The organism is Dellaglioa sp. CoH-55-MRSF-8, assembly GCF_056782195.1.
Window position 1 is genome coordinate 97,898 of the sequence record NZ_JBXAYH010000004.1, and the last position, 25,603, is coordinate 123,500.

Below are 25,603 nucleotides of genomic sequence, written 5' to 3' on the forward strand. Positions count from 1 at the left end.
GGGGAATTTAATAATGGCATTTGAAAAAAGTATTCAACTTTTAGGAGATACAGTAACTTATGAATTGAGTTCTGATGTAAAAAAATATACGTTAAGAGATTTAGGATTTGCAGAAACTAAAGCAGGTAATTTTCAATTGGAGAGATCTTTAGATCCTAATTCACCTTTCAATAAGGGCATTAAAGTTAAAGTTATCGTTGATAAGTCATTAACTGGATTTAAAATGTCAACGACGACTGCTAATGGACTTAAAGCAGTTAATATATTTCATGGTGAAGATAAAAAAGCTGAAACTGAACAATTTGATTATGTGATTGGTCAATTAATTGATAGGGATGTTTTGAAAAAGGTATTGTCAAAATGACAATACCTTTTTTATTATTATTAATAGTATTTTATAAGGGTATATTAACTATGAAGTATTATAAGGATGTTTTTGTATGTACGTTTTTAGATTGAAAAGGTATAATAAAGCGTATTCACTATATTCAATAGGAGATGAAATAATGGATTTATATTTGATGAAAGCAGAATCATTATATAAAATATTGATTAAAAAATTTGAAGTATCTTTTGAAGGGTCTAAGGTAGAATTCTCGTTAGATGATTTGTATAGTTTGGGATTGAAATTAAGAAGTAAGAAGTTAATTTCAGATATTGATTTTGAAAAACTTAGAATAGTTGCAATTACTCATGACATAAATAAGTTAGAAGAAATACACCAATATTTTGATGTATTTAAGAAAGATAAAAATATAACAGAATCTGCTCTGGCACAGATGTTAAAAAAATTATCATTTGAAGCAAAAGATTCTGTAATTGATGCAAGTGATTTTAGTGCTTTTAATGAATATATGCACGTAGAACGAGAAATACAACATAGGTTAGAGAAGATAATTCTTAATAAAATACAGAGAGAAAAAAGTTCTTTAACTTTTATTGTAGGAAATGTAGGAGATGGAAAATCGCATCTATTATCTTACATGAATAATCAATATTTTGATATTTTTAAAAAAAATAAAGTATATATACATAATGATGCAACGGAAAGCATTAATCCTAATTTATCATCTATTGATTCGTTAATGGATATTCTCACAAAGAATAAGAATGAAATTGAAGGTTATAAACATGTTATTATTGCTATTAATTTAGGGGTAGTTAAGAGATTACTTCATAAAATAAAGTCAGATTCGACATTAAGTGAAATTACAATTGCATTGAGTAATATAGAAAAAAATAATCAGGAAAATATAGAAGATAAAAAAGTATCAGTGATTTCATTTTTTAATAATGCAAACTTTGAAATTGATGAGACGGGTGTGAACAGCTTATATTATGATCAAATTTTTAAAAAAATATGTTTAAAAGAAGAAAATAATCCATTTTATAATGCTTACAGAAATGATTTAGAAAATGGCTATGATAAAGTTGAACATATTAATTATGAGCTGTTCTTAAATAAGAAAGTCCAAGAAGCAATTAAATATTTATTGATAAGAATTCAAGTTTCTAATGGTATAATCATCTCCACTCGAGATGTATTGAACTTTATTCACGATATTATTATACCAGCAAAGGAAATTAAAAGTAATTACACATCATATTTACCTTATTTATTATTTGAAAGCCAAAATAAGTCTGAGATATTAAAAGCTATTTATTTTCTTGATCCATCACGAAATTCAAATAAAAAAATTGATGAATTTAATGTTGAGGTATACAACTATGATGATGAGTATGTTGATAAAATTGAAGATAAAATTGAAGATAATGAAAGAGCAATTCAAAAAGTTATAGAATCTGTTGGTAAATTAGATACGGATAGACATAAAATTCGAGTTAACACATTTCTTAGAGTTCAATTTTTATTAGATTATCAAAATGAGTTATTTGATAATGAAAATTATTTTTCTTTTCTAAGTATTCTTTCAAAAAATGTAAGACAAATTAAAGAGTTGGCAAAATTGATACAAAGCAATGTATTACGGTGGAACGGTCAAACTGTAAAAGGATTCGCGTTTATAAATAATTTGAGTTTAAAAACTAGAGTTGCAGTGCCATTAAGATTAAACTATGTAGATTTTGAAATTAACAAGTTTGAAATTAATATGTGTTTTAAAGATACAAGTAATGAAGCTGAATATTTTGTTAAAATAGATTTTGAAGATTATGTGCTATTGACAAAAATTCATAATGGATATGTTATTTCTAATATTGAACGGTCAGAGGCAATGAATTTTAACAATTTTGTATTTAACATATTACTGAATACTAATAACAATGAAACTGTTATTGTTGGTAATATAAATGATGGATATCTATATAAAATAGAGAATAATGGGATTGATTATGAAGTATCAGAGGTGAAAATATAATGTCTATTGAATTAGAAAATTTAAAAAAACATTTGGAAATGGATAAAGGAAAGATAAAAAATAATCATCATAAATCAGGACAATTATTACCGTTTATGACCCGTGAGCCAGAGAGAGCAAAATTTGAAAATGGATTTGCACCAATTATAGGTAATTTAGCAAGGATTAGCATTAACAAAGGTGAGATATCAAAGGATACTAAATCCTTTGATAAGGATATAAGTGATGATTTTGATTTATCTAAAATAGGTAATAAAGATAAATTTTTAAAATTATTTTCTAATTCGGCACTTGATGAAATTTATATTCCCAAGTTGCTGGCGTATAAAAAGTCGAACGAAAAAAAAAGTTCAAGTGGAGAATTAAAGATTGCAGCATTTTTAAATTATACACTTGAGCTAGAGAAAAATAATATGTGGATTGAATTTATAAATAAAAAAGATGAGCACAATCTTTATGAAAAAATTATTATAGAAAATTTACATGAACTAACTAATAATAATATAAAAAAAGAAAAATTTGTTTCAATTGGTGACCAAAGTATATTCTTAGATTATTTTAATCATGATTTGAACAATTTTATGAAAAATACAACATTTTTTATGAAAAATATTGATACATTTTTTAGCTACTATTATTTTTTCATAATTAGTCAAATAATAATGAATATTGGAACCTTCGATGAGTTTAATAAAAAAAATATTTTTTTTGCACTTGATACGGAAAAAATATCAGGTTCAAGACCAACAAATGATAGAGGTTATGCTCAAGTTAAAGAAAACGCAACTGATTTGTTAGTTAACGTTGATTTATTAGATTATTTAAATTTATTAGTTCCTAGTGAAAAATTTTATAGTTTATTTCAGTTAACAGATATAAATTTTGAATATTCAATAGAACTTAGAAATAATTTAAGTGAATTTTTAAATGAGTTTTTGGAGGATGATATAAGCATGTCATCTGAAAATAATATAAAGGATAATATAAAACTTTTAAAATTAAAATTAACAAAAAATTTATCCGACGAAACTAAATCTAGATTTTCTAAATCTTTTGAAGCAATAGCAGTAAAATATTTTGTAAAAAGACGTGGTAGACTTGGAAATGTTTTAAACATGACTGATGATACTGTATTGGTGATTACAGCGGGTATAGTTGGTTCAGAAAAAATGCTTGTTAAAGATGTTATTACCGAAATGAGTAATAGAGGAATTTCATTAGATAATATTTCTAAAAGAAAATTAGTAGAAACATATGAAAAAATGAATATTCTTGAAAAATTAAGCGATAGCGGGGATGCACAATATGTCAAACCAATATTATAAATTTTTAATCGAACGGTTATTTAAATGGTTTAAAACCCAAAATATTAGTGCTGGTAGCAGGTATTATTTGAATTTAGATCAAAATAATGAAGTTGTTAGATTCTATAATGCATTTGAAATGAATGATATTATTTCTACTGAAGATTTTGTAATTGATCAAAAGGACGTGCAGTTCCATGGTAAAGTGGTAAATATAAATGGTGTTAACATATTATTTGTTGCAGCAACAGATAAAATGAACTCAGATTTTTTAGTAACACTTAGAAATAGGGTTAGTTTACAATCTGACATATGGAGAAATACGGCACTTTTTATCGTGTGTACTGAAATTCTTGACAGTATATCGGGTGGAGCCATGAATGTTAGTCACGGAAATGGGCCTTTTTCTGTTGATAAAATTAAACACGATTTAAAAAGTGAAATAGAAAAGTCCGGGTTATCGGACGCTAACCAAGTAGTATTAGAAGAGTTTAAAAAGAATATAATTTTGGAAGATTCAATGAACTTAACATTATTAGATTTTGCCAGTATTTTTTCAATTTTAGAAAAATCAGAGATTACTCCGGATGACTATAAAAATATGGGTTATTTTTATGATACACAAATACAAACGTATGATGCTGATAATATTAAAAAAAGATTAAGAGAAAATAAGCAAGATTTTCAAAAGATTGGTGGTTGGCAAGAATATAATACTGTTGAAGATAAAATAGTTAACTACACGCAAGCAGATTTAGAATCAATGAGTATGTTGAAAGAAAAGGATATTTGGATGGATGTCGATTTTTCAAAAATAAAAAGAGGAAAAGAAAAATTAAAAGAATTAAGAAAAGATACAATTATTTATCAATCAGATAAAATAAATAAAGTTAATCCTGATTTAATTATATATGACCGAAGTAGAGAAAATGGTGAAAATAAAAATTCTGTTAAGTACAAAAACAGATTTATTTTAATATTTAAAAATAATATTAATCATGAAAATAATCAATTGATAATAAAACTTCCTTTTGATGATTCTGTGAAGGCATCAAGAATTAATAAAAGTAAGAGCCATATAATTGATGGGAAATCTGCTGAATTTACTGCAGATGGTAATAATTTAAAAATTATTGTAAACGACTTCAATGTGATGGATATATATGGAATTAAGACCTCATATGAACATTCAAAGGCACAGAAATATACATTTCAAATAATTTATTTACCATTTTCTCAAGACATATTTAATAATATATTATCGAGTTATCGTGTAAAAATAACTAAATCTAAGATGGAGATTCAGTTAGAATACGAAAAAAATTATATAATTGGTGGTACAGATTTTATTGATGAGGTTGATTATGATCAGATTAAATATAATGTAATTCCTATTTCAGATGAAGTGGGTGTAAATATTAATTTTGAAAATATTGATTCAGATGAAAGTGAGAATGAATTTAAGCTAGTTAATGAAGGCATTGAAATACCATTTTCAATTTTAGATAATAGTCAGAAGCCGGTTCCCAGAAGTGGTTTGTTTATAGAAAAAAATAGGCGTAAGGCTAATGAAAGTTTAATTTTTGATGGGGCTAAAATAATTAATGGTACAGAAAAATATTATGTCTTTAGTGAAAATAAGAAGTTGTTGAATTATGAAGTAGATATTATTAAACAACAAATATTGTATGCAAAAATAGATGATTCAATTGTCACTAGTATTGAAGTTCAGATACCTGAACAAATAAGAATAGACTATATTCTTATTTGTAAGCTATTAAAAGAAAGAAATACTATTTTAAGTTTAAGTTATTTTGATCAAGAATTATTGAAAGCTCTTAATAAATATTGTGATGATTTTGATGAAGTAATTAATCAAATCTCCGAAGAAAGACTTACATTGGAATTAAAAGATTTATATAAAATGGGTACAGTAGAAATCGATGGGGAAATAGCTTATACACCTTTACATCCAGTATTGATTAAATATCAACTAGAGTTATTAAAAAGGACAGAATTTCAATCTATACCTGAAAATTTTATTCGAACGTTAAATCCAAGTGGATTAGTTCCATATATATCAAAAAATGGGGGACTATTAAAATCAAATTTTGATGATAGTTCGCCTAGATGGTTATTCTTTAATGAATTTAAAAAATCAAAAATATCAGCGATTTCTAGAAATATTATTACTTCTAGAATGTTAGATTTTTATAAGCATTTTCATTATCTTTTTGAAGTAAGTTCTGATTATGCATTAAATGCTTCAATGCATAATATTAACGATGATAAAACAATATTAAAGAGTACGATTGATTTTATGTTAAAACAGCTTCAAAATACTAAACAAGGGTTTAAATTAGAAAATATGCATCCTGTTAATTTATATATAAATAACGATAAAAAAATTCTTAATCCAATATATGACCAATTTAATCAAATTATAACGGCAGCTGATTTTGAAAATTTATTTTCTGAAAAATTTATGGGAGATAAAATTAATGATTATGCTAATGAAGACGTAATTAAAGTATTAAAATCGCGGATTAATATTTATCATAATTTTGTTAGACAACCATATAGTCATGTTTCATTTTATAAGATGGATGTCGAGAGTAATGCCAATAGTTTTAAATCAGATAAGCTGGAAATGAATTATACTTTAGGCGGTCTAATAAGTGGTAAAAAATATAGTCTTGATAAAAAAATGTTTATACAAGGATTCGGTGTAAATATGGATTCAAAATATTTACATCGGCCATTGATCAAATTTATGTATGATTGGAATGCATTTAGTGTAGCCAACAATGCGGAAACAAATGTTTATCAAGCAGGAATTACGAATGTAAATAACATTCCAAGTTTTGAAAGTGAAGATGGTCATTTTGATGATATATTAACGAATATTATGGAAAATAGTAATTGGGTAACGTTATTGGATCCAGATATCAGTTTGGATTATTTTTCGGAACGTAATGATTTATATATTATTCATTATACAGATCAAAGTAACACTTCAAATTATGAGTCAATAACTTTTACAAACCAAATTGAACAATATAGTTTAATTATCAATGATAAGATAGAAAGATATGACAAAACTATAATTAAAAATAAAGAAACAAGTTTAAATATTATTAAATCATTTAACATTATTAATGGAGAATGGCTTCTAAAAATTATCGGAGATAAAACGAATCACAATATAGTGAGGGAAAAGTTAAGTATTATTTCGGCGTATAAAGAATTAATGGGTATTTTAGAAACTGAGAATATTATTTGGGTGCCCATATCGCTAGAAGAGATATTAAGAGTTTCTGGAATGGTTGGCATGAGCCAAAAAGAAGGATTATTTACAGCAAAAAATCTAGGAATGACAGGAGCTACAAGTGATGATCTGTTATTCATGGGTGTTGAAGTAGGAGAAAATTTAAAAATTCATTTGTTTCCTGTCGAAGTTAAAGTTGGACAGAACCATTCGGATGTTATATCTAAGGCAACGTTGCAGGCGGTTAATACGGCAGAAACAATAAATGAGGCGCTGAGGGATGAAAATAAATTTAAATCCGAATATTACCGTAATTTTTTTATGACAATATATTTAGCTAATCTAAAAAAAATGTTTAATAACAAGTTAATAAATGCAGAACTATATAAAAAAATTCAAGATAATGATGATAAGTTATTGAATAATGATTTTATAATTTCAAATGAATTAAACGAATATTATGGCAAGGCTTTCATTGTTTCATTTGGTGATAGAAATGATAGTCGGAGAATTCTTAGAAAGGAATTAGGCGGTAAGAATATAACTGAAATTAAACTTCCTGAGGGTGACGCATACATTTATGCAAGTAAGGGATTAAATGAAATCATCTCAGAAATTAAAAGTGGAAAATTGGGATTTCCGGAAGAAAGCCTTTTAAAAAATATTTTGCATGATGATAGTTATCAAGAAACTATCGATACTGATAAAGGAAAAAATATTATTATAAACAAAGAATTAGATACAGAGTCAGCTTATGAATATTGTGAAAATAAGGATAAAAAAAATTTTGAAGATAACAACGAAATTAAATCTATAAATAGTATAAATGAAAGTCAAAGTCAATATTCGAATATAAATGAACTTTCTGATTTTGAAATAGAATATCCTGAAAATACATTTTCTGAAAAAACTAGAATTAAATTAGGCGTTAAAAAAGGTAGTGTTGATGAAGCTTATTGGGAGTATGGAAATCCAGGGCTTTCAAATAGGCACATGATTATTACGGGTAAGTCTGGGCAGGGGAAGACTTACTTTGTTCAAACATTACTGTATGAGTTGGCTAATAAAAATATTAATAGTTTGGTAGTTGATTATACTGATGGATTTTTGGAAAATCAATTGGATAAAAATTTTGTTAGCAAAATGAGACATGATAATAAAATTCAATTTCACTTAGTTAAAGCGGGGGATAAATTACCTATAAATCCATTTAATCTTCAAGAAATAGATTATGGTGGTGGAACCTTTATTACTGAAGATGTAAATGATATGGCAGACCGAGTATCTCAAATGTTAGATAACGTTTTTGAGTTAGGCACTCAGCAAAGGTATTCATTGAAAACTGCAATAAGTGATGGTTATGCAAGAAACGGTAAATCATTTACCTTTTTACATTTAAAAAATATATTAAGTGACGAAGATGAATTCAAGGATGGGTTAAAAATAGTAGGTAGACTAGATATGTTATTGAGTTCAAATCCTTTCACTTATACTAAAGATTCCAAAAACTGGGAGTCATATTTAAATAAAGATGGAACTATTCATATTTTTCAATTAAAAGGATTTCAACATGATATACAAAAAGTTATTACTGAATTTGTACTTTGGGATTTGTTTAATTATCTTCAAAGTATTGGAAATACAGAAGAAAATCCAATTCCAGTGGTACTTGATGAAATACAAAATTTAAATTTTAAAGATAACTCTCCAACTGTTAAAATTTTAAAAGAAGGAAGAAAATTCGGTTGGTCAGGAATTTTTGCAACTCAATCTATATCAGCTATTAAGGGTGATATCAGTAGTGTCTATAATGCATCTGAGCAAGTTAATTTTTTACCATTGGAAGACCAAGTTAAACTTATTGCGAACACGCTATCTTTAGATAAAGACAGTAATCAACAATATCAATATCTTTTATCTAATTTACAAAAAGGCGAAAGTATTATTAAAGGGCCTATGCTTAATGGTACCAATCAAGTGGTATCACGAATAGAATCTATTAAAATAAGTGGATTTGATGATCGTATAAACTAAGTAAAGTAAATTATGACACACTAGGGTTGTATTAGTATATATTATTGGTATAATAGTACTTACTGAAATAGTGCGACCTTCAAATCGTAGATTTTTTCAGAATCTAATTGAAATGATGGTGATAGTATGCCAGATAATAGTAAAACTCGTGTCGTTGTTGGGATGAGTGGTGGCGTCGATTCATCAGTTGTTGCTTATTTATTAAAGCAACAAGGTTATGATGTAGTTGGTGTCTTCATGAAAAACTGGGACGATACGGACGAAATGGGTGTTTGTACTGCAACAGAAGATTACAAAGATGTTGCTAAAGTAGCAAACAAAATTGGAATTCCTTATTATTCCGTTAATTTTGAAAAAGAATATTGGGATCGCGTATTCACATATTTCTTGGATGAATATAAAAAGGGTCGGACACCAAATCCAGATGTGATGTGTAATAAAGAAATTAAGTTTAAAGCATTTTTCGATTATGCTATGGAACTTGATGCTGATTACATCGCAATGGGACATTATGCACAAGTTGAGCAAGATGCTGACGGTATTATGCATATGTTACGTGGGGATGATAGTAACAAAGATCAGACTTATTTCTTGAGTCAATTATCACAAAAACAAATTCAAAAAGTTATGTTCCCAATTGGAAACATTGAAAAACCAGAAGTTAGAAGAATTGCTGAAGAAGCTGGACTTTCAACTGCTAAGAAAAAAGATTCAACAGGTATTTGTTTTATCGGCGAAAGAAACTTTACAAAGTTCCTTGGTGAATATTTACCAGCACAAACGGGTAATATGATGACTGTTGACGGTGTAAAAATGGGCGAGCATTATGGTCTTATGAATTATACAATTGGTCAACGTAAAGGTCTTGGTATTGGTGGTACGGGTGAAGGTAACGATCCTTGGTTCGTTGTAGGTAAAGATTTAGCAACAAATACATTGATTGTTGGACAAGGTTACCATAATGATTTACTTTATGCCGATTATCTTGAAGCATCAGAGTTAAGTTTTATGGCACCAATCGATCGCTTTGGCAATGATTTCCATATCACTGCTAAGTTTAGATACCGTCAAACTGATGTTGGTGTGACGGTTCATTTAAATGATGACCGTACAGAAGCTACAGTTGAATTTGATGCACCAGTACGTGCTATTACACCTGGACAGGCTGTTGTCTTTTACGATGGCGCAGAATGCTTAGGTAGTGGTATCATTGACGCTGCATTTAAAAAGTCAACTGAGGGATCAAAACAATTACAATATGTTTAAATTGAATTTATAATAGTTAAGGCACAAACAAATATTTTGTTTGTGCCTTTTTATATTTGTGGCATAATATAATAGAGATGAAAAAACGAAGGGGTCTTATTGACTGATGACTAATATATATTTTATTCGACATGGCAAAACAGAATGGAATCTTGAGGGACGATACCAAGGTGCGAATGGAGATTCACCCTTACTTGAACAAAGTTACATAGAAATACAACAATTAATCAAAGCACTTAAATCAATAAAATTTGATGCTATTTATTCAAGTCCTATTAAGCGTGCAAAGGACACAGCAAATTTAATTAATACAGGCCTAAACCAAAATTTGGATGTTATTTTGAATGATAACTTAGAAGAATTTCATTTAGGGAAAATGGAAGGCATGAAGTTTACAGATGTGGCTGTTCAGTATCCTGAGGAACTCGATGCCTTCCGTAATCATCCCGATAAATATGATCCTAAAAATATTAATGGCGAAACATTTCAAGCTTTATTAAAGCGGATGGTTCCAACAATTAAAAAAATTGTTGACCAAAATAAAATAGATGCAAATATTATCATTGTTAGTCATGGTGCGGCGCTTGGTGCCTTGATTCACGATTTATTAGGAGTACCGCTGAAAGACTTCCGTAAACAAGGTGGCTTATCGAATACTAGTACGACTATTTTGGAAACACAAAATGGAACCGAATTTAAATTAGTTAAATGGAATGATACTAGTTATTTGGATAGAATACGCGATGAAAGTGATGTCGTTTAAGGAGTAATAATGGGTAAGAGAGAAGAAAAAGAAGCAGAATCAAAACATATTATTCATCAATTAGTTGAAAAGGTTGAAAAAGAACCTAATAATCAAACGGCTTATTATGAATTAGGTAGTTATTTAACAAAAGTAAAAGACTACCCTCAGGCGGAAGAACTGTATAAAAAAGCTATTGGATATTTTGATGAGAAAAATGAACAAGTTGATTTATTACAATATGGTCTTGGTAACGTGTTTTACGAGGCAGAACTGTATTCTGAAGCAATTCAATCATTTCAAAAAGTAACTAATCAAAAGTTGAAAGAAACAGCTTTTTTAATGTTAGCACAATCATATATGGCTCAAGAGCTGTATCAACAAGCATTAGTATTTGCGATTACGGCTCAAGAAATAAATCCTAAAAATATGGACGCCAACGAATTAATTGGCGATATTTTCTTAGCATTGGGTCAGTTTGAAAATGCTGGTAAATATTATGACTTAGTTCTTAAAATAGATGAAAATAATGCAAAGGCTAATTTTCAACGAGGCTTAGCTAATATGGTTTTAGGAATTGAATTCAATACTTATTTTGATCGTTCAAAAATAGCCAATCAGGCCTATTTTGAGGCACAAAAACAAAGATTAAGTGAAATAGAATCGTTTATAAAATTACGTGATAAATAAAGAGGATGTGAAATAATGGTTGTTCAGAAACTAAATTTATTTAATGATGATCCTCAAAGTGATGAAACACAAGCTTACTTGGTTGGTAAGGTTGCAACCATATTTTTTCAAAGCCAAGATAGTTTTTATAAAGTGATTCTAATTCACAGTATTGAAAGTAATTTGGAATGGCCTGAAGATGAGGTTGTTGTTACTGGTAATTTTGCTGACATTAAAGAGGAATCTACGTACCGCTTCTATGGTCAACAAGTTGAGCATCCCAAATATGGGAAACAATTTCAAACGAGTAATTATCAAAATGAAACACCTACTTCAAAAATGGGGCTTATTACCTATCTATCTGGCTCAGAATTTAAAGGGATTGGGAAAAAGACTGCGGAATCAATTGTTGAAAAGTTAGGAACGAAAACAATTGATAAAATATTAGCAGATGATACTGTACTTGATTCATTAGAATTATCAAACAAGCAGAAAACAACAATATTAGAGACTGTTCGAGTAAATAATGGGATGGAACAAATTATTATTGGATTAAATGGTTTTGGATTTGGTAGTCAATTAGCCGCAACTATTTATCAAACTTATAAAGAAAAAACCCTTGAAATTATTCAAGAAAATCCATATCAACTAGTAAATGATATTGAAAATATTGGCTTTAAAAAGGCAGATCAAATTGCTGGAGAATTAGGATTTGCAGCTGATTCTTCAGGTCGAATACAAGCAGGTATTTTGCAAAGTATCAATGATTTATGTCAACAAGATGGCGATACCTATGCGACTGCAGAGCCGTTGTTGGAAGCATCTTTACGATTATTAGAGAGTAGTCGAAGAGTCAGAATAAACCCTGAGGCAATCTCAAAAGAACTCATTAATTTAGCTAAATCAGGACTCGTTGTCGGTGATGAACAGCGTATTTATTTAAAAAATCTGTATCATGCAGAATACCAAATTGCTGAACATTTAAAAAGATTACTTTCATCGGGGCAAGAAAAAGGTAAGTTAGCAGAAAAAGATATTGATAAAGCAATTCGTAAGATTGAAAAAAAACTTGATATGAATTATGGTGAGTCACAGATTAATGCCATTAGGGCGGCTATGAATTCACAGATATTTTTATTAACAGGTGGCCCAGGAACGGGTAAAACAACCGTTATTAATGGTATCGTGGAGTTATTTGCGGAATTAAATGACTTTTCGCTCGATCTTAGTAGTTATGGAGAAGGACAAACATTTCCTATTCTTTTAGCTGCACCTACTGGGCGAGCAGCAAAAAGAATGACTGAAACGACTGGATTACCTGCCAGTACAATCCATAGACTCTTAGGACTAACTGGAAGAGAATCGAATAATGATGTTGAAACGAAAGATTTAGAAGGTGGCTTATTAATTATCGATGAAATGTCGATGGTTGATACGTATTTATTGAATACATTAATGAATGCAATACCTACAGATATGAAAGTCATTTTTGTAGGTGATAAAGATCAATTGCCTTCTGTTGGTCCTGGGCAAACATTTTATGATTTATTGAAAAGTGACTATCTTGAGCGAAAAGAATTAACGGATATCTATCGTCAAGGTGATGGGTCATCAATAATTTCACTCGCACATTCAATAAAAAAAGGTGAATTACCTGCTGATTTTACACAGAATCAAAAGGATCGTTCATTTTTCGCGAGTCGTGAATTTCAAGTTGAATCAATTATTAAACAGGTTGTTGAACGAGCTAAGAATAAAGGGTTCACTTCAAGTGATATTCAAGTTCTGGCACCAATGTATCGAGGTGCGGCGGGAATTAATCGTTTAAATGAAATGTTACAAAATATTATGAATCCACTTGAAAATAGTAGACAAAAAGAAGTACTTTTTAGAGATCAAAAATTTAGAATTGGTGACAAGGTGTTACATCTTGTTAATAGTCCTGAAAATAATGTTTTTAATGGAGATATAGGTAAGATTGTAGGAATTACATTGGCCAAAGATAGCGAAGATAAGGTAGACGAACTAGTTATTGCTTTTGATCAAACAGAAGTGACTTACAGGCGAAATGAATGGCAAAAAATAACTTTGGCATATTGCACATCTATTCATAAGTCTCAAGGTAGTGAGTTTAAAATGGTTATTTTGCCAATGGTTTCGCAGTATAAGCGAATGCTTAAACGTAATTTACTGTATACCGCAATTACCCGTGCTAGCCAGTTATTGATTTTGCTTGGCGAAGAAAAATCATTTGAAGAATGTGTTGAGAATGAATCAGCCAATAGAAAAACAACGTTATTATTACGAATTGAACAGATTTTTGATGGTGATATTAAAAAAGTTGATGATTCGATTAAAGAGAGCCAACTAGCTAAAAAATCTATTAAAATAGCTCCGCCTGTTCCAACTTTAATTGAAAAATTTATTTTAACTAACGACAATATTATGGATGGTTCAATTGATCCAATGATTGGAATGGAGAATAGCCGACCATAGAAAAAGCCTATATATCTCAATTAAATGAGATATATAGGCTTTTTAGTTAATCCAAAATGGGTATGATAAGACGCTATACTCAATTTCAAAGAAACGGGTTCCTAGGTCTTCACCATCCATTTGACCGTACTCTAAAGAGTCAACGGAAAGTTTAATTTTATCTGATGTAAAATGGTGAACACCTTTTTGGTTAATATGTTTACCAGATTTCAGTAAAATGGCTAGATAGATTAATTTTAGTGCACTAGGTTTTTCAATGATAATTAAGTCTAAATTATTTTTTGTCGGATCTGCCATTGGTAAAATTGGAACACCGCCACCAAAGTAGGGATGATTTGATGTTGTTACAAGAAAGGCATTTTGATAAAATTCTTGATGGCCATTCACCCGGACAGTTATGGGAAATGCAGCTTGTCTTGATAAAGTTCCTAATAGGGCGCTTAAGTAAGTAAGCGATCCTAGATGAAGTTTATTCAATAGTTTCTTTGAACTTGATTGATTTGCGATACTTACTATTTGCGCATCGAAACCTACGCCAACATTATTTATAAAGTATTTTTTTTCATGCCGTGATAATTCGTGCATGACACCTAAGTTTAATAGTTTAGGTGAAGTTGTGTTTAATACTTGTTCAAGAGCTACAAGTGGAGATTTGGGGATACCGACACCTCGAGCAAAATCATTTCCTGATCCTGCAGGAATATAGGCAATTGGGATATCAAATGTGTTCGCATTTTTAACACCATTGATACATTCATTTAAAGTACCGTCGCCGCCAATAACTAGTATAATTTGATTATTGTCTGTTTCGATGGGGTGATAATGTCTGGCGTAATTTTCCGTTAGAAGGGAAGCATGACCAATATAGTCTGTCAGATGGGCCTTAAAATAGACATTTTGAGAAATTAATTTTTTTTCAATAGATTGCCAAATTTGTTTAGCACGACCACTTCCAGCAGACTCATTAACGATAATGAAATATTGATTCATGAACTTCCCTCCTTAATTAATACTAATAATTATAACTAAAATTTAAAAGGATTTAAAGATAAATTTTGATTATATAAAAATAGCTCAATATTCTAATTAGAATATTGAGCTATTTTTGTTAAACGATAACTAACATTGGTAAAATCATTGGTTTACGTTCAGTTTGTTCATATAAGAATTTTTGTAAGTCATCAACGATTGCATCATTAATCATGGCTTCTGTAATTTTATCATTTTTTAATAAGCGACTCATGACACGGAATAAGCGACGACGACCTTGATTAATTAATTCTCCTGATTCGCGCATATAGACAAATCCACGAGATAATAAATCTGGTCCTGCTTGAATTTCATGTTTTTTCATGTCAATCGTTGCAACGACAACAACAAGGCCTTCTTCAGAAAGGACTTGTCGATCATTTAGGACAGCGCTACCGATATCACCAATTCCTGAACCATCGACATAAATATCATCAGCTTCAAAATGACCAGCAATTCGAGCAGAATCACTAGTTAGAGCTAAGACATCACCATTTTCCATAATAAAGCTATTCTCTCTTGGAACGCCAATTTGTTCAGCTAATCCAGTATGAATTTTAAGCATTCTATATTCACCATGGACAGGGACGAAATACTTAGGTTTCATCAAACTGAGCATTAATTTTTGTTCTTCTTGGCCACCATGACCAGAAGTATGAATATTATTTACTTTACCATGGACAACAGTTGCTCCAGCTTCTGAAAGTTCATTAATAACGTGGTTTACACTGATTGTGTTACCAGGAATTGGAGAACTTGAGAAAACAACAGTATCACCAGGTTGAATAGAAACCTGACGATGAGTCCCATTAGCGATACGGCTAAGAGCTGCCATTGGTTCACCTTGTGATCCCGTACATAAAATTAAAATTTCATTTGCGGGTAATGAATTAATATCACGTGCATCAATTAAGGCATCATCTGGAATATTTAAGTATCCTAATTCACGTCCGTTAACAATTGCTGCCTCCATACTACGTCCAAAGACAGCGATTTTACGGCCTTTGGCAACAGCAGCTTCAGCAGCTTGTTGTACTCGGGAAATATTTGAAGCAAAAGTAGCAAAGATAATGCGGCCTTCACCTTTTTCAAAAATTCGTCGAATTGATTTACCAACGAATCTTTCTGATTTTGTAAAATTAGGAATTTCTGCATTTGTACTATCAGATAGTAGACAAAGTACACCATCAGCACCAAGTTGAGCCATTCTTTGAAGGTTGGGCGGCTGATTAGTAACAGGTGTTAGATCAAATTTGTAGTCCCCAGTGACTACAATGTTACCAGATGGCGTTTTGATTGCGACACCTAAAGTATCAGGAATTGAATGAGTTGTTCTAAAGAACGACACACTCGTTTTTCTGAATTTAAGAACAGTATCTTCTTCAATTTCATGCATTTCTGTTGTGGCAAGTAACCCGTGTTCTTCTAATTTTCCTTTGATTAATGCTGAAGCCAATGGTCCAGCATAAATTGGGACATTAATTTGTTTTAATAAATAGGGAATACCACCAATATGATCTTCATGACCATGGGTGATAACTAATGCTTTAATTTTTTGTTGATTGGCAACTAAGTATTGAAAATCAGGAATAACGTAATCAATTCCTAATAACTCATCTTCCGGAAACTTGATTCCTGCATCGACGACGATAATTTCATCTTGAAACTGGATGCCGTACATATTTTTACCAATTTCACCTAATCCGCCGACTGCAAAAACACCAGTCTCGTTATTTTTAACATTTATCTTTTTCATTCAGAAAACTCCGTCATTTTAAATGTAGGGTTTTCCTTTTCATATGCTAAAGCTTTATCTGATAATGTTTCAATGAATTCAATGTTATGTGTTGTTTGGTGACCAACAATACTTTGAGCTTCAATTTCAGAACTTGCTTCAAGGAAAAGTGATTTTGTTTCTTCTCTTTGTGGATTTCTATCTTGTGTTTCTTGATAATAAACTTTAAAAATCATTTGTAAAACTCCTTTAAATTAAATTGATATCATTTTGGTTAAAATGATTTGAAATGGAAATTAGAAACCGAACTGGGGGTTGTCTGCACAACATATAATTTATATTTTATCATATATTATTATTTAAGTATAGAATAGACCGATTTGAATAGACTTATAAAGGATAAAATTTAACAGACATGTTATAATTATGAAAAGTTATCGTATAAGGAAGAGTGGTGTTTTATAAATGTGGTTGGTAGTTAAAATAGTGACTGTAGTGGTTTTAATGATCATCATAATTTTAAATTATAACCGTCTGAAAAGAAATAGACAGATTACTATTCTTAAAAATAAAAGCAAACTTATTACAGATAATGCGGTTGAATTTGCTTTAAATAGACTACATGGTAATGAATATGGTATTAATTCTGAAATACTAAGGGTTACAGAAATTGTTTCAAAGGTTTGGGGTAAGAGGGTCATGGTATTTGAGTATCAATTTCAGATGAAGTCTCCTTCAGAAGAGAATATCGGGAAAATAAGAAACATTTTTTTCAATTTATTTGAAGAATTTGAAATGATGAACCTGGTTAAAAAAAGTGTCGAAGCAAAATCGGCATTTGAAGTAACAGATCTTTGGTATTTAGACGGTATTTTACATTTAGAGGTAGCACATTTGGTTAATGTTGAGACAATTATGTATACTAAAGATTTAAAAAAGGTATAGTTCAAACAGTATGTTTAAAGTGAAATAAAAAGAGTTTCTTCAATAAATTAATTATTGGAGAAACTCTTTAGTTATTTATTCAAGCATAATAGCATCGTTCGGTATAGCAAATGGTTTGTCAGTATTAATATGATCAAAGAATAATATACCATTTAAATGATCAATTTCATGTTGGACTACAATTGCTTCATAATTTTTCAAGCGGATTTTATGTTGTGTACCTTCGATATCAAAGTAACGAAGTGTAATCCGATCAGCTCTTGGCACATATCCAGGGACATCTCTATCAACTGATAAGCAACCTTCACCTTCTGAAAGTGCAGCAACTTGAACTGACTGACTTAAAATAGTAGGATTAATTAACACTTGTTTAAGTGTGGGCTCTTCACCTTCTGGGCCAGGGATTAAGACAGCAGTCATTCGTTTAGAAATTGCTAATTGCGGAGCTGCTAAGCCAACACCTGCGCGTAGATGATATTTTTCAGCTATTTCTTCATTTTGACTATTCTCTAAAAATTCCATTAAATCATGTGCGAGTTGTTTATCATCATCTGAAAGCGGAAAAGTCATTTCGCTTGAACGATTTCGTAAAATTGGATTACCTTCACGAATGATATTTTTCATTGTTATTTTAATCAAAATAGTACCTCCAAATTAATATTCTACGGTACATTGTAGCATAAAATAATCATATCTGTAGGCCATTTGAAAATTAATAGTTATGTTTCATTTCTTTTAGTTTTTAATGGATTGCTGTAAAATGAAACATAGTAATTACTTTCAAGTATATTGAAAGTATTAGTTGAAAATTAATTCAATAATTAAATAAAGTAAAAATAAAGGGAGTTTAACACACTAAATTATGAATAATAAAATTGATTACCCATTAGAAGCACATTGGACTACTGAAGAAATTATCTCTGTCAGTGAATTCTATAAAGCAATAGAATTAGCAAATTCTACAGGTATTGATCGAGAAGAATTGCTTTATAATTATCGTGAGTTTAAAAAAATTGTTCCTTCCAAAATGGAGGAAAAACAAATAGGCAGATCGTACGAAGATGAATCAGGTTTTAGTATTTATCGTACAATGAAATTTGCAAGAGAGAGTACAAGGGACGTTATTAAAATTAACCAATAGGGAGGTTATGATTTGAATATTGATGAGGTTAATTATCAGGTTAAAAGTTGGCTGACAGAGGCACGTGAAAATATTATTCATGCATTTGGAAATCCATTGTCTGTTGAAACAAAAAGTAGTCGAGTTGATCTTGTAACTAATATGGATAAACAGACTGAAAAATTTTTAGTAAACAAAATTCGTACCTTTGATCCGAAAGCCAAAATTTTAGGTGAAGAAGGTTTTGGGGATGATGTAACAAATTTAGATGGTACTGTTTGGATTGTTGATCCAATTGATGGCACAATGAATTTTGTCAAACAGAAAGATCATTTCGCGATTATGATTGGTATTTATGAAAACGGTATTGGAAAATTGGGATTCATTATGGATGTAATGAATAATGTTTTATATTCTGGTGGGCCAGATAGGGGCGTCTTTGCCAACGATAAAAAACTTGAAAAGCCTGAAAATATAGCACTTAAGGATGGCTTGCTAGGTTGTAGCTCACCTATGTTAATGATGGACTATAAGCATTTACAATCAATTGTTCAACATAGTTCAGGTGCTAGGGTTTATGGAAGTGCCGGTATTGAGTTTGTTCACATATTACGTGGACAAGAAATTGGTTATGTTTCTCACTTAAAACCATGGGATTTTGCAGCCGGTAAAATATTGGCGGAAACTCTTGGTATCACCGTGAAAACAATTGACGGGTTAGAGCTCGATATGTTACAATCAGCAGATGTATTAATAGCAACGGAAAACGCACAAGAGGACATTTTAAAACTACTAAATAGTTTTTAGTAGAATCGCGTTGTGGCTGTGACTAACAAGTCGCAGTTTTTTTATGCGATTTATTTATGAAAAAGTATGAAAACTTTTAGTAAGTGTGTTAATTGTCTGCTATAATAGTGAACTGTAGTTATTATTCGTAAAAATATTAAGGCTCCAACGAAAGGAAGAACAAACTTGAAAACAAGAGATGACATTCGTAACATTGCGATTATCGCCCATGTCGATCACGGTAAGACGACATTAGTTAATGAATTATTAAAACAATCAGATACATTGGATGGCCATTCAGAAATTAGTGACCGTGCCATGGATACAAATGATATTGAAAAAGAACGTGGTATTACAATTTTATCAAAAAATACTGCTGTTAGAGTTGGCGACAAACAAATTAACATTTTAGATACACCTGGACATGCCGATTTCGGTGGTGAAGTAGAACGTATCATGAAAATGGTTGATGGTGTTTTACTTGTCGTTGATGCTTTTGAAGGAACAATGCCTCAAACACGTTTTGTTTTGAAAAAAGCTTTAGAACAACAATTAGTACCAATCGTTGTTATTAACAAAATTGATCGTATGGGTGCTCGTCCACAAGAAGTTGTTGATGAAGTTCTTGATTTGTTTATTGAATTAGGTGCTGATGAAGCACAACTTGATTTCCCTGTTATTTATGCTAGTGCATACAATGGTACATCAAGTATGGATCCAGATATCGAAACTCAAAAACATTCTATGGATGACGTTTTTGAAACAATTATAAATACAATTCCTGCACCAGTTGATAACAGTGACGAACCATTACAATTCCAAGTTTCAATGTTGGATTATAATGAATATGTTGGTCGTGTTGGTATTGGTCGTGTGTTCCGTGGAAAAATTGCTGTTGGTGATCAAGTTTCTGTTATTAAACTTGACGGCTCAGTTCAAAACTTCCGTGTTTCAAAACTTTTTGGTTTCTTCGGTTTAGATCGTGTTGAAATTAATGAAGCTAAAGCCGGTGATTTAATTGCAGTTTCAGGGATGGATGACATCTTCGTTGGTGAAACTGTAACACCAAGTGATCATCAAGAAGCATTACCATTAATGCGTATTGATCCACCTACACTACAAATGACATTCAGAACGAATGATTCACCATTTGTTGGACAAGATGGTAAAAACATTACTGCTCGAAAGATGGAAGATCGTCTTAAATTACAATTGCATACTGATGTTTCATTGAAAATTGAAGATACAGATTCTCCAGATGCTTGGGTTGTTTCAGGTCGTGGAGAATTACATTTATCAATCTTAATTGAAACTTTACGTCGCGAAGACTATGAAATTCAAGTTTCACGTCCAGAAGTTATCTACCGTGAATTCGAAGGCAAGATGCAAGAACCATTTGAAAGCGTCCAAATCGATACACCTGATGAATATTCTGGTGGTGTTATTGATACAATGGCTCAACGTAAGGGTGAAATGATTAACATGGAGACCGGTAATAACGGCCAAACTCGTTTAACTTTCTCAGCTCCTACTCGTGGTTTAATTGGATATGATTCACAATTCCTTTCAATGACTCGTGGATACGGTATCTTAAATCATACTTTCTCTGAATACAAACCAGTTATCCGTAACTGGGAACCTGGTCGTCGTAATGGCGCATTAGTTTCTATTAATTCAGGAAAAGCTACAACATATTCAATTATGAGTATTGAAGAACGTGGAACAATTTATGTAACACCTACTACTGATATTTATGAAGGAATGGTTGTTGGACAAAGTAGCCGTGAACGTGATATTTCTGTAAATATTACTAAAGGAAAAGCTATGAGTAATGTTCGTTCTTCTAATAAAGATCAAACAGCCTCAATCAAGAAACCAACTATTCTTACTCTTGAAGAATCATTGGAATTCTTGAACACGGATGAATTATTAGAAATCACACCAAATAATTTACGCTTACGTAAACGTATCTTAGATACAAATATGCGTGAAAAAGCTCAAAAACAACATAAAACAGATTCAAAAAAAGGTTAATTTAAAAAGAGTTGAAAATGATTAAGTTCATTTTCAACTCTTTTTTTTAATCATGATAAATAGTAATATGGTATACTATTAGGAGTCACGAGAGAATAAAATCGATGAAAAACAACATTTCTAAAGAAAATGTGATGGTCACTTTGCAAGAAAATGTAGATAAAATAAATAAATTTATCTGGAAACAGCGAAATACATTTTACTAGCTTGGTTATGTTACATTTTAAGAAGTAGTTGATACTTAATTGTTCGTTTTTCTCGTGAAGTAGATTTTGTGTTGGAGTGTGCTCTGTTTGAAGAAAAAACTGAAAAGAAGCAGATAAAGAATCTTGAAGTAACTTCGAATAGACACTTTAGTACTAAATTTGAAAAAATGAAGAAATAAGTTGGATTAAAAATGCAAATTTTAAAAAGAATAACACAAAAATTACAATATCTTGATTATTTTATTTTTATACCGTATATCATATTATCCGGAATTGGTGTGGTCATGGTTTATTCTGCTAGTTCATATAAGGTTCAAATGGCGGGTGGCGATCCAACGACATATTTAAAAAAACAATTGCTTTTTGCCATTTTAGGATTGCTAGTTGCTTTCCTTATATATTCAATGAAGGTTAATTTTTTTAAAAGTTCTGGATTTATAATATTATTTGGTGCAGTGTCCATTCTGCTACTTTTATACGTAGTACTTAGCGGTAAAACAGTTAATGGTGCAGCAGGATGGATTAACTTTGGCTCTTTTAACATTCAGCCCGCAGAAATCAGCAAGATTTTTTTAGTCTTGTTTATGGCGCAACAAGTTGCATTCCGTGAAAATAAAGAATTAAGTTATGAGGGTAGAAATAAACGTCGTTTTATCTATGCGATTGCAGTAGCCTTACCACTCATTTTAATTTTGGTTGAACCAGATGTGGGTGGGTTTATTATTAATTTTAGTGCAGTATTAATCATTATTTTGGCTAGTGGGTATTCAATTGGAATAACTTCTTTAATTTCTGTTGGTGGCATGGGTACTTTAATGATATTATTATCAAAATTAAAATCTGTTTCTCCAGATTCTGGTGGTCCATTAGCATATATGGCTAAAAGATTTAGTGGATTCAATGATCCGTTTAAATATCAGCAATCAACTGGACAACAGCTGGTAAATTCATATTATGCATTAAGTAATGGTGGTATTTTTGGTGCAGGACTAGGAAATAGCATCCAAAAACGAGGCTATCTACCAGAACCGTATACTGATTTTATATTAGCAATTACAGGTGAAGAACTTGGATTATTGATGGTATTTTTTATTTTAATATTACTTTTCAGTATGATTGGACGAATTATCTTTATTGGTTCTAAAAGTAAAGAAACTTTCCATTCACTTTGTTGTTATGGAATTGCGACGTTTATGACAGTGCAGACTGTATTTAATGTTGGTGGTATATCAGGTGTTTTACCAATAACAGGTGTAACATTTCCATTTCTTAGTTATGGCGGATCAAGTATGCTTATCTTGAGTTTCTGTGTAGGCTTAGTTTTAAATATATCAGCTTTAAGAAAAAAGGAATTACTAAATAATAAATAAAAAGGGGGTCATAATCAAATGCTTGACGAAGAAAATGGGACTAAGTTAGTTATACAAAAAAGACAAGGTGTCATTGTGTTTTTATACCATATGAAGCAAATTAAGCAGTTGAAACGATTCGGTATTATTCAATATATTTCAAAAAAAATGAAATATGTTGTCATTTATATGAATCAAGAAGACCTACCCGAGACGATTAAGAAAATTCAAAATTTAAAATTTGTTAAAAAGACAGAAGTATCGCATCGCCCTGATATTGATATGGACTTTGGGTCTCGAATGGGTGAAAAAGCATTTAAATTAACAGATGAAGATCAAGAAAAATTTAAAAATAAAAGTGAGTAAAGTATATGAGAATAATTTCAGGTGAATATGGCGGAAGAAAATTAAAAGCAGTTCCGGGTATGGCAACAAGACCTACAACGGATAAAGTTAAGGAATCAGTGTTTAATATTATTGGTCCTTATTTTGATGGCGGTAAATCGTTAGATTTATTTGCAGGTAGCGGAGGGTTAAGTATCGAAGCTGTTTCTAGAGGAATCTCGCATGCTTTTCTAATTGATAGACAGTATCAAGCAATTAAAACAATTAATGATAATATTGCTATCACAAAGGAAGAAGATAAGTTTACGGTCTATAAGCAAGATGCCGATAAAGCAATTGGACTATTAAAAGGTAAAGAAACATTTGATCTTGTTTTTTTAGACCCACCTTATAAGACCCAAGAAATAATTGATACGATAAAAAAAATAGATAGCAGCGAGTTGTTAAATAATCAAGCTTTAATTATTTGTGAAACAGATCAATATGCTAACTTACCTGATGATATTTCTGGATTCAGGCTATTTAGGAGACAAAATTATGGAATTACACAGGTAACGATTTATCAAAAGGAGAACTAAAATGAATGCAGTTTTTCCGGGAAGTTTCGATCCATTAACTAATGGACACTTAGATATTATTGTTCGATCAAGCCAAATTTTTGATAAAGTTATTGTCGCAGTTATGACTAATACTAAAAAGAAGTCATTGTTTACAGCTGATGAAAAGGTAGATTTGATTAGTGAAGCTACCTTTTCATTAGCAAATGTAGAAGTAGTTAGTGTTGAATCAGATTTAACGATTAACTTAATGCACCAATTAGATGCTAAAATAATTATTCGTAGTGTTAGAAATAATAGGGATTTTGAATATGAAAAAGATATTGCATTGATGAACAAAGAGTTAGATGAAACAGTGGAAACTGTATTGATGCTTGCTAATCCTAAATACGCACATATTTCCTCAAGTTTAATGAAAGAAATATTTAAATTTGATGGAGATATTTCAAATATGGTACCTAATCATATAAAAGTAGCTATGATTAAAAAATGTCATGAAGTAATTAGTAAGGAAGATTAACTTAAATAAAATGAATCATCATTAAAATACGTGATAATGATTTAAGGAAAAAAACGAATTTCATTTTAAATGAAATTCGTTTTTTTGCGTATTTAAATATAAGAGGGAGGTGGATAAGATGGATCAAATAAAAAAAATTTGAATTGAATATCGAAAAATTATCATTATTTGTGTGGTATCTGTAATAGCATTGACCATTTTTTCAATAGTTACACAACATAAAAGTAGCAAAACAGATGATATGTTAGTTAATAGTATTACTAGTACGTCGTCTAGCTCGGAAAAAAATATATCAAGCCATTTAGAAACCTCAAATGGTGGGAAAATCGTTGTGGATATCAAAGGAAATATAAAAAAACCAGGTATATACACAATGAAAACAGGAATGAGAATTAGTCAGGTAATCGATTTAGCTGAGGGATTTTTATCTAACGCTGATCAGAAACAGATTAATTTAGCTCAAAAAGTAACAGATGAGATGGTTATATATGTTCCGGCAAAAGGGGAAGTAAAAGAAAATAAAGTAGCAGCTACTACTGCCCAAGGATCTTCTGTTATGGATGCAGGGTCTACTACAGGAACTCAGGATAAATCGAATGATGAATCAACGGTTAATTTAAACACCGCAACGAAAGAACAACTGCAAGGGTTGACTGGAATTGGACCAAAAAAAGCAGAACAAATTTTACAATATAGAGAAGAACATCAATCGTTTAAAACTACGGATGAATTAAAAGAAGTTGGCGGCATCGGTGATAAAACATATGAAAGTCTAAAGGACTCATTAGCGGTCTAACTTTTTTTAAAGATTTATTTTTGA

At 30.6% G+C, this 25,603-nt stretch carries 21 protein-coding genes; 17 read left to right on the forward strand and 4 right to left on the reverse strand.

The features are described 5' to 3' along the window. Window positions 1-13: 13 nt before the first annotated feature. From AC1RPW_RS05660 to recD2, 8 genes are all read left to right on the forward strand, one after another. A complete protein-coding gene (locus AC1RPW_RS05660) occupies window positions 14-364 on the forward strand; it encodes a DUF1831 domain-containing protein (RefSeq protein WP_481761692.1) in 351 nt (116 codons plus the stop codon). Between the two features lie 142 nt (window positions 365-506). Continuing rightward, complete coding sequence (dptF, locus tag AC1RPW_RS05665) at window positions 507-2,378, forward strand: DNA phosphorothioation-dependent restriction protein DptF (RefSeq protein ID WP_481761693.1); 1,872 nt, start codon at window positions 507-509, stop codon at window positions 2,376-2,378. Beyond that, window positions 2,378-3,703: a DNA phosphorothioation-dependent restriction protein DptG gene (dptG, locus tag AC1RPW_RS05670; protein ID WP_481761694.1), complete on the forward strand. Its 1,326-nt coding sequence runs from the start codon at window positions 2,378-2,380 to the stop codon at window positions 3,701-3,703. Before dptF ends, dptG begins: the two co-directional genes overlap by 1 nt. After that, window positions 3,684-8,984, forward strand: a complete 5,301-nt coding sequence (locus tag AC1RPW_RS05675; protein ID WP_481761695.1) for a helicase HerA domain-containing protein — start codon at window positions 3,684-3,686, stop codon at window positions 8,982-8,984. The genes dptG and AC1RPW_RS05675 overlap by 20 nt, the downstream gene beginning before the upstream one ends. Before the next feature lie 126 nt (window positions 8,985-9,110). After that, window positions 9,111-10,250 carry a tRNA 2-thiouridine(34) synthase MnmA gene (gene mnmA / locus AC1RPW_RS05680; RefSeq protein WP_409022386.1) on the forward strand — a complete coding sequence of 380 codons (1,140 nt, stop codon included), beginning with the start codon at window positions 9,111-9,113 and terminating at the stop codon, window positions 10,248-10,250. Between the two features lie 106 nt (window positions 10,251-10,356). Next, on the forward strand, window positions 10,357-11,013 hold the full coding sequence (locus tag AC1RPW_RS05685; protein ID WP_481761696.1) for a histidine phosphatase family protein: 657 nt from the start codon (window positions 10,357-10,359) through the stop codon (window positions 11,011-11,013). 9 nt (window positions 11,014-11,022) lie between these two features. Beyond that, a complete protein-coding gene (locus tag AC1RPW_RS05690) occupies window positions 11,023-11,682 on the forward strand; it encodes a tetratricopeptide repeat protein (RefSeq protein WP_481761697.1) in 660 nt (219 codons plus the stop codon). A 15-nt stretch (window positions 11,683-11,697) separates the two neighbouring features. Beyond that, entirely contained in the window at window positions 11,698-14,157 is a 2,460-nt protein-coding gene (gene recD2, locus AC1RPW_RS05695) for an SF1B family DNA helicase RecD2 (RefSeq protein WP_481761698.1), read from the forward strand. Window positions 14,158-14,199: 42 nt separating this feature from the next. On the opposite strand, the gene AC1RPW_RS05700 is transcribed toward recD2, so the two are convergent. The 3 genes from AC1RPW_RS05700 to AC1RPW_RS05710 all read right to left on the reverse strand — a co-directional run bounded on the left by AC1RPW_RS05700 (window position 14,200) and on the right by AC1RPW_RS05710 (window position 17,157). Next, on the reverse strand, window positions 14,200-15,147 hold the full coding sequence (locus tag AC1RPW_RS05700) for a diacylglycerol/lipid kinase family protein (RefSeq protein ID WP_481761699.1): 948 nt from the start codon (window positions 15,145-15,147) through the stop codon (window positions 14,200-14,202). A 118-nt stretch (window positions 15,148-15,265) separates the two neighbouring features. After that, window positions 15,266-16,942, reverse strand: a complete 1,677-nt coding sequence (gene rnjA, locus AC1RPW_RS05705; protein ID WP_409022391.1) for a ribonuclease J1 — start codon at window positions 16,940-16,942, stop codon at window positions 15,266-15,268. Beyond that, on the reverse strand, window positions 16,939-17,157 hold the full coding sequence (locus AC1RPW_RS05710; RefSeq protein WP_409022392.1) for a DNA-directed RNA polymerase subunit epsilon: 219 nt from the start codon (window positions 17,155-17,157) through the stop codon (window positions 16,939-16,941). The genes rnjA and AC1RPW_RS05710 overlap by 4 nt, the downstream gene beginning before the upstream one ends. A gap of 229 nt (window positions 17,158-17,386) precedes the next feature. Between AC1RPW_RS05710 and AC1RPW_RS05715 the strand changes: the two genes are divergently transcribed. Further along, window positions 17,387-17,866 carry a hypothetical protein gene (locus AC1RPW_RS05715; RefSeq protein WP_409022393.1) on the forward strand — a complete coding sequence of 160 codons (480 nt, stop codon included), beginning with the start codon at window positions 17,387-17,389 and terminating at the stop codon, window positions 17,864-17,866. Window positions 17,867-17,941: 75 nt separating this feature from the next. On the opposite strand, the gene def is transcribed toward AC1RPW_RS05715, so the two are convergent. Beyond that, on the reverse strand, window positions 17,942-18,490 hold the full coding sequence (def, locus tag AC1RPW_RS05720; RefSeq protein WP_409022787.1) for a peptide deformylase: 549 nt from the start codon (window positions 18,488-18,490) through the stop codon (window positions 17,942-17,944). A gap of 238 nt (window positions 18,491-18,728) precedes the next feature. On the opposite strand from def, the gene AC1RPW_RS05725 reads away from it, so the two are divergent. The 8 genes from AC1RPW_RS05725 to AC1RPW_RS05760 all read left to right on the forward strand — a co-directional run bounded on the left by AC1RPW_RS05725 (window position 18,729) and on the right by AC1RPW_RS05760 (window position 25,579). Further along, on the forward strand, window positions 18,729-19,007 hold the full coding sequence (locus tag AC1RPW_RS05725; RefSeq protein WP_481761700.1) for a UPF0223 family protein: 279 nt from the start codon (window positions 18,729-18,731) through the stop codon (window positions 19,005-19,007). 12 nt (window positions 19,008-19,019) lie between these two features. After that, window positions 19,020-19,793, forward strand: coding sequence for an inositol monophosphatase family protein (locus AC1RPW_RS05730; RefSeq protein ID WP_481761701.1), 774 nt, complete (start codon window positions 19,020-19,022; stop codon window positions 19,791-19,793). A gap of 165 nt (window positions 19,794-19,958) precedes the next feature. Further along, a complete protein-coding gene (gene typA, locus AC1RPW_RS05735; protein WP_481761702.1) occupies window positions 19,959-21,806 on the forward strand; it encodes a translational GTPase TypA in 1,848 nt (615 codons plus the stop codon). Between the two features lie 397 nt (window positions 21,807-22,203). Further along, entirely contained in the window at window positions 22,204-23,382 is a 1,179-nt protein-coding gene (locus AC1RPW_RS05740; RefSeq protein WP_481761703.1) for an FtsW/RodA/SpoVE family cell cycle protein, read from the forward strand. Window positions 23,383-23,400: 18 nt separating this feature from the next. Then, on the forward strand, window positions 23,401-23,727 hold the full coding sequence (locus AC1RPW_RS05745) for a YlbG family protein (RefSeq protein WP_481761704.1): 327 nt from the start codon (window positions 23,401-23,403) through the stop codon (window positions 23,725-23,727). A gap of 5 nt (window positions 23,728-23,732) precedes the next feature. Then, window positions 23,733-24,284, forward strand: coding sequence for a 16S rRNA (guanine(966)-N(2))-methyltransferase RsmD (gene rsmD / locus AC1RPW_RS05750; RefSeq protein ID WP_481761705.1), 552 nt, complete (start codon window positions 23,733-23,735; stop codon window positions 24,282-24,284). A 1-nt stretch (window position 24,285) separates the two neighbouring features. After that, window positions 24,286-24,783 (forward strand): pantetheine-phosphate adenylyltransferase, encoded by a 498-nt coding sequence (gene coaD / locus AC1RPW_RS05755; RefSeq protein ID WP_481761706.1) that lies wholly within the window; start codon window positions 24,286-24,288, stop codon window positions 24,781-24,783. A gap of 190 nt (window positions 24,784-24,973) precedes the next feature. Next, complete coding sequence (locus tag AC1RPW_RS05760) at window positions 24,974-25,579, forward strand: helix-hairpin-helix domain-containing protein (protein WP_481761707.1); 606 nt, start codon at window positions 24,974-24,976, stop codon at window positions 25,577-25,579. The last annotated feature ends 24 nt before the right edge of the window (window positions 25,580-25,603 follow it).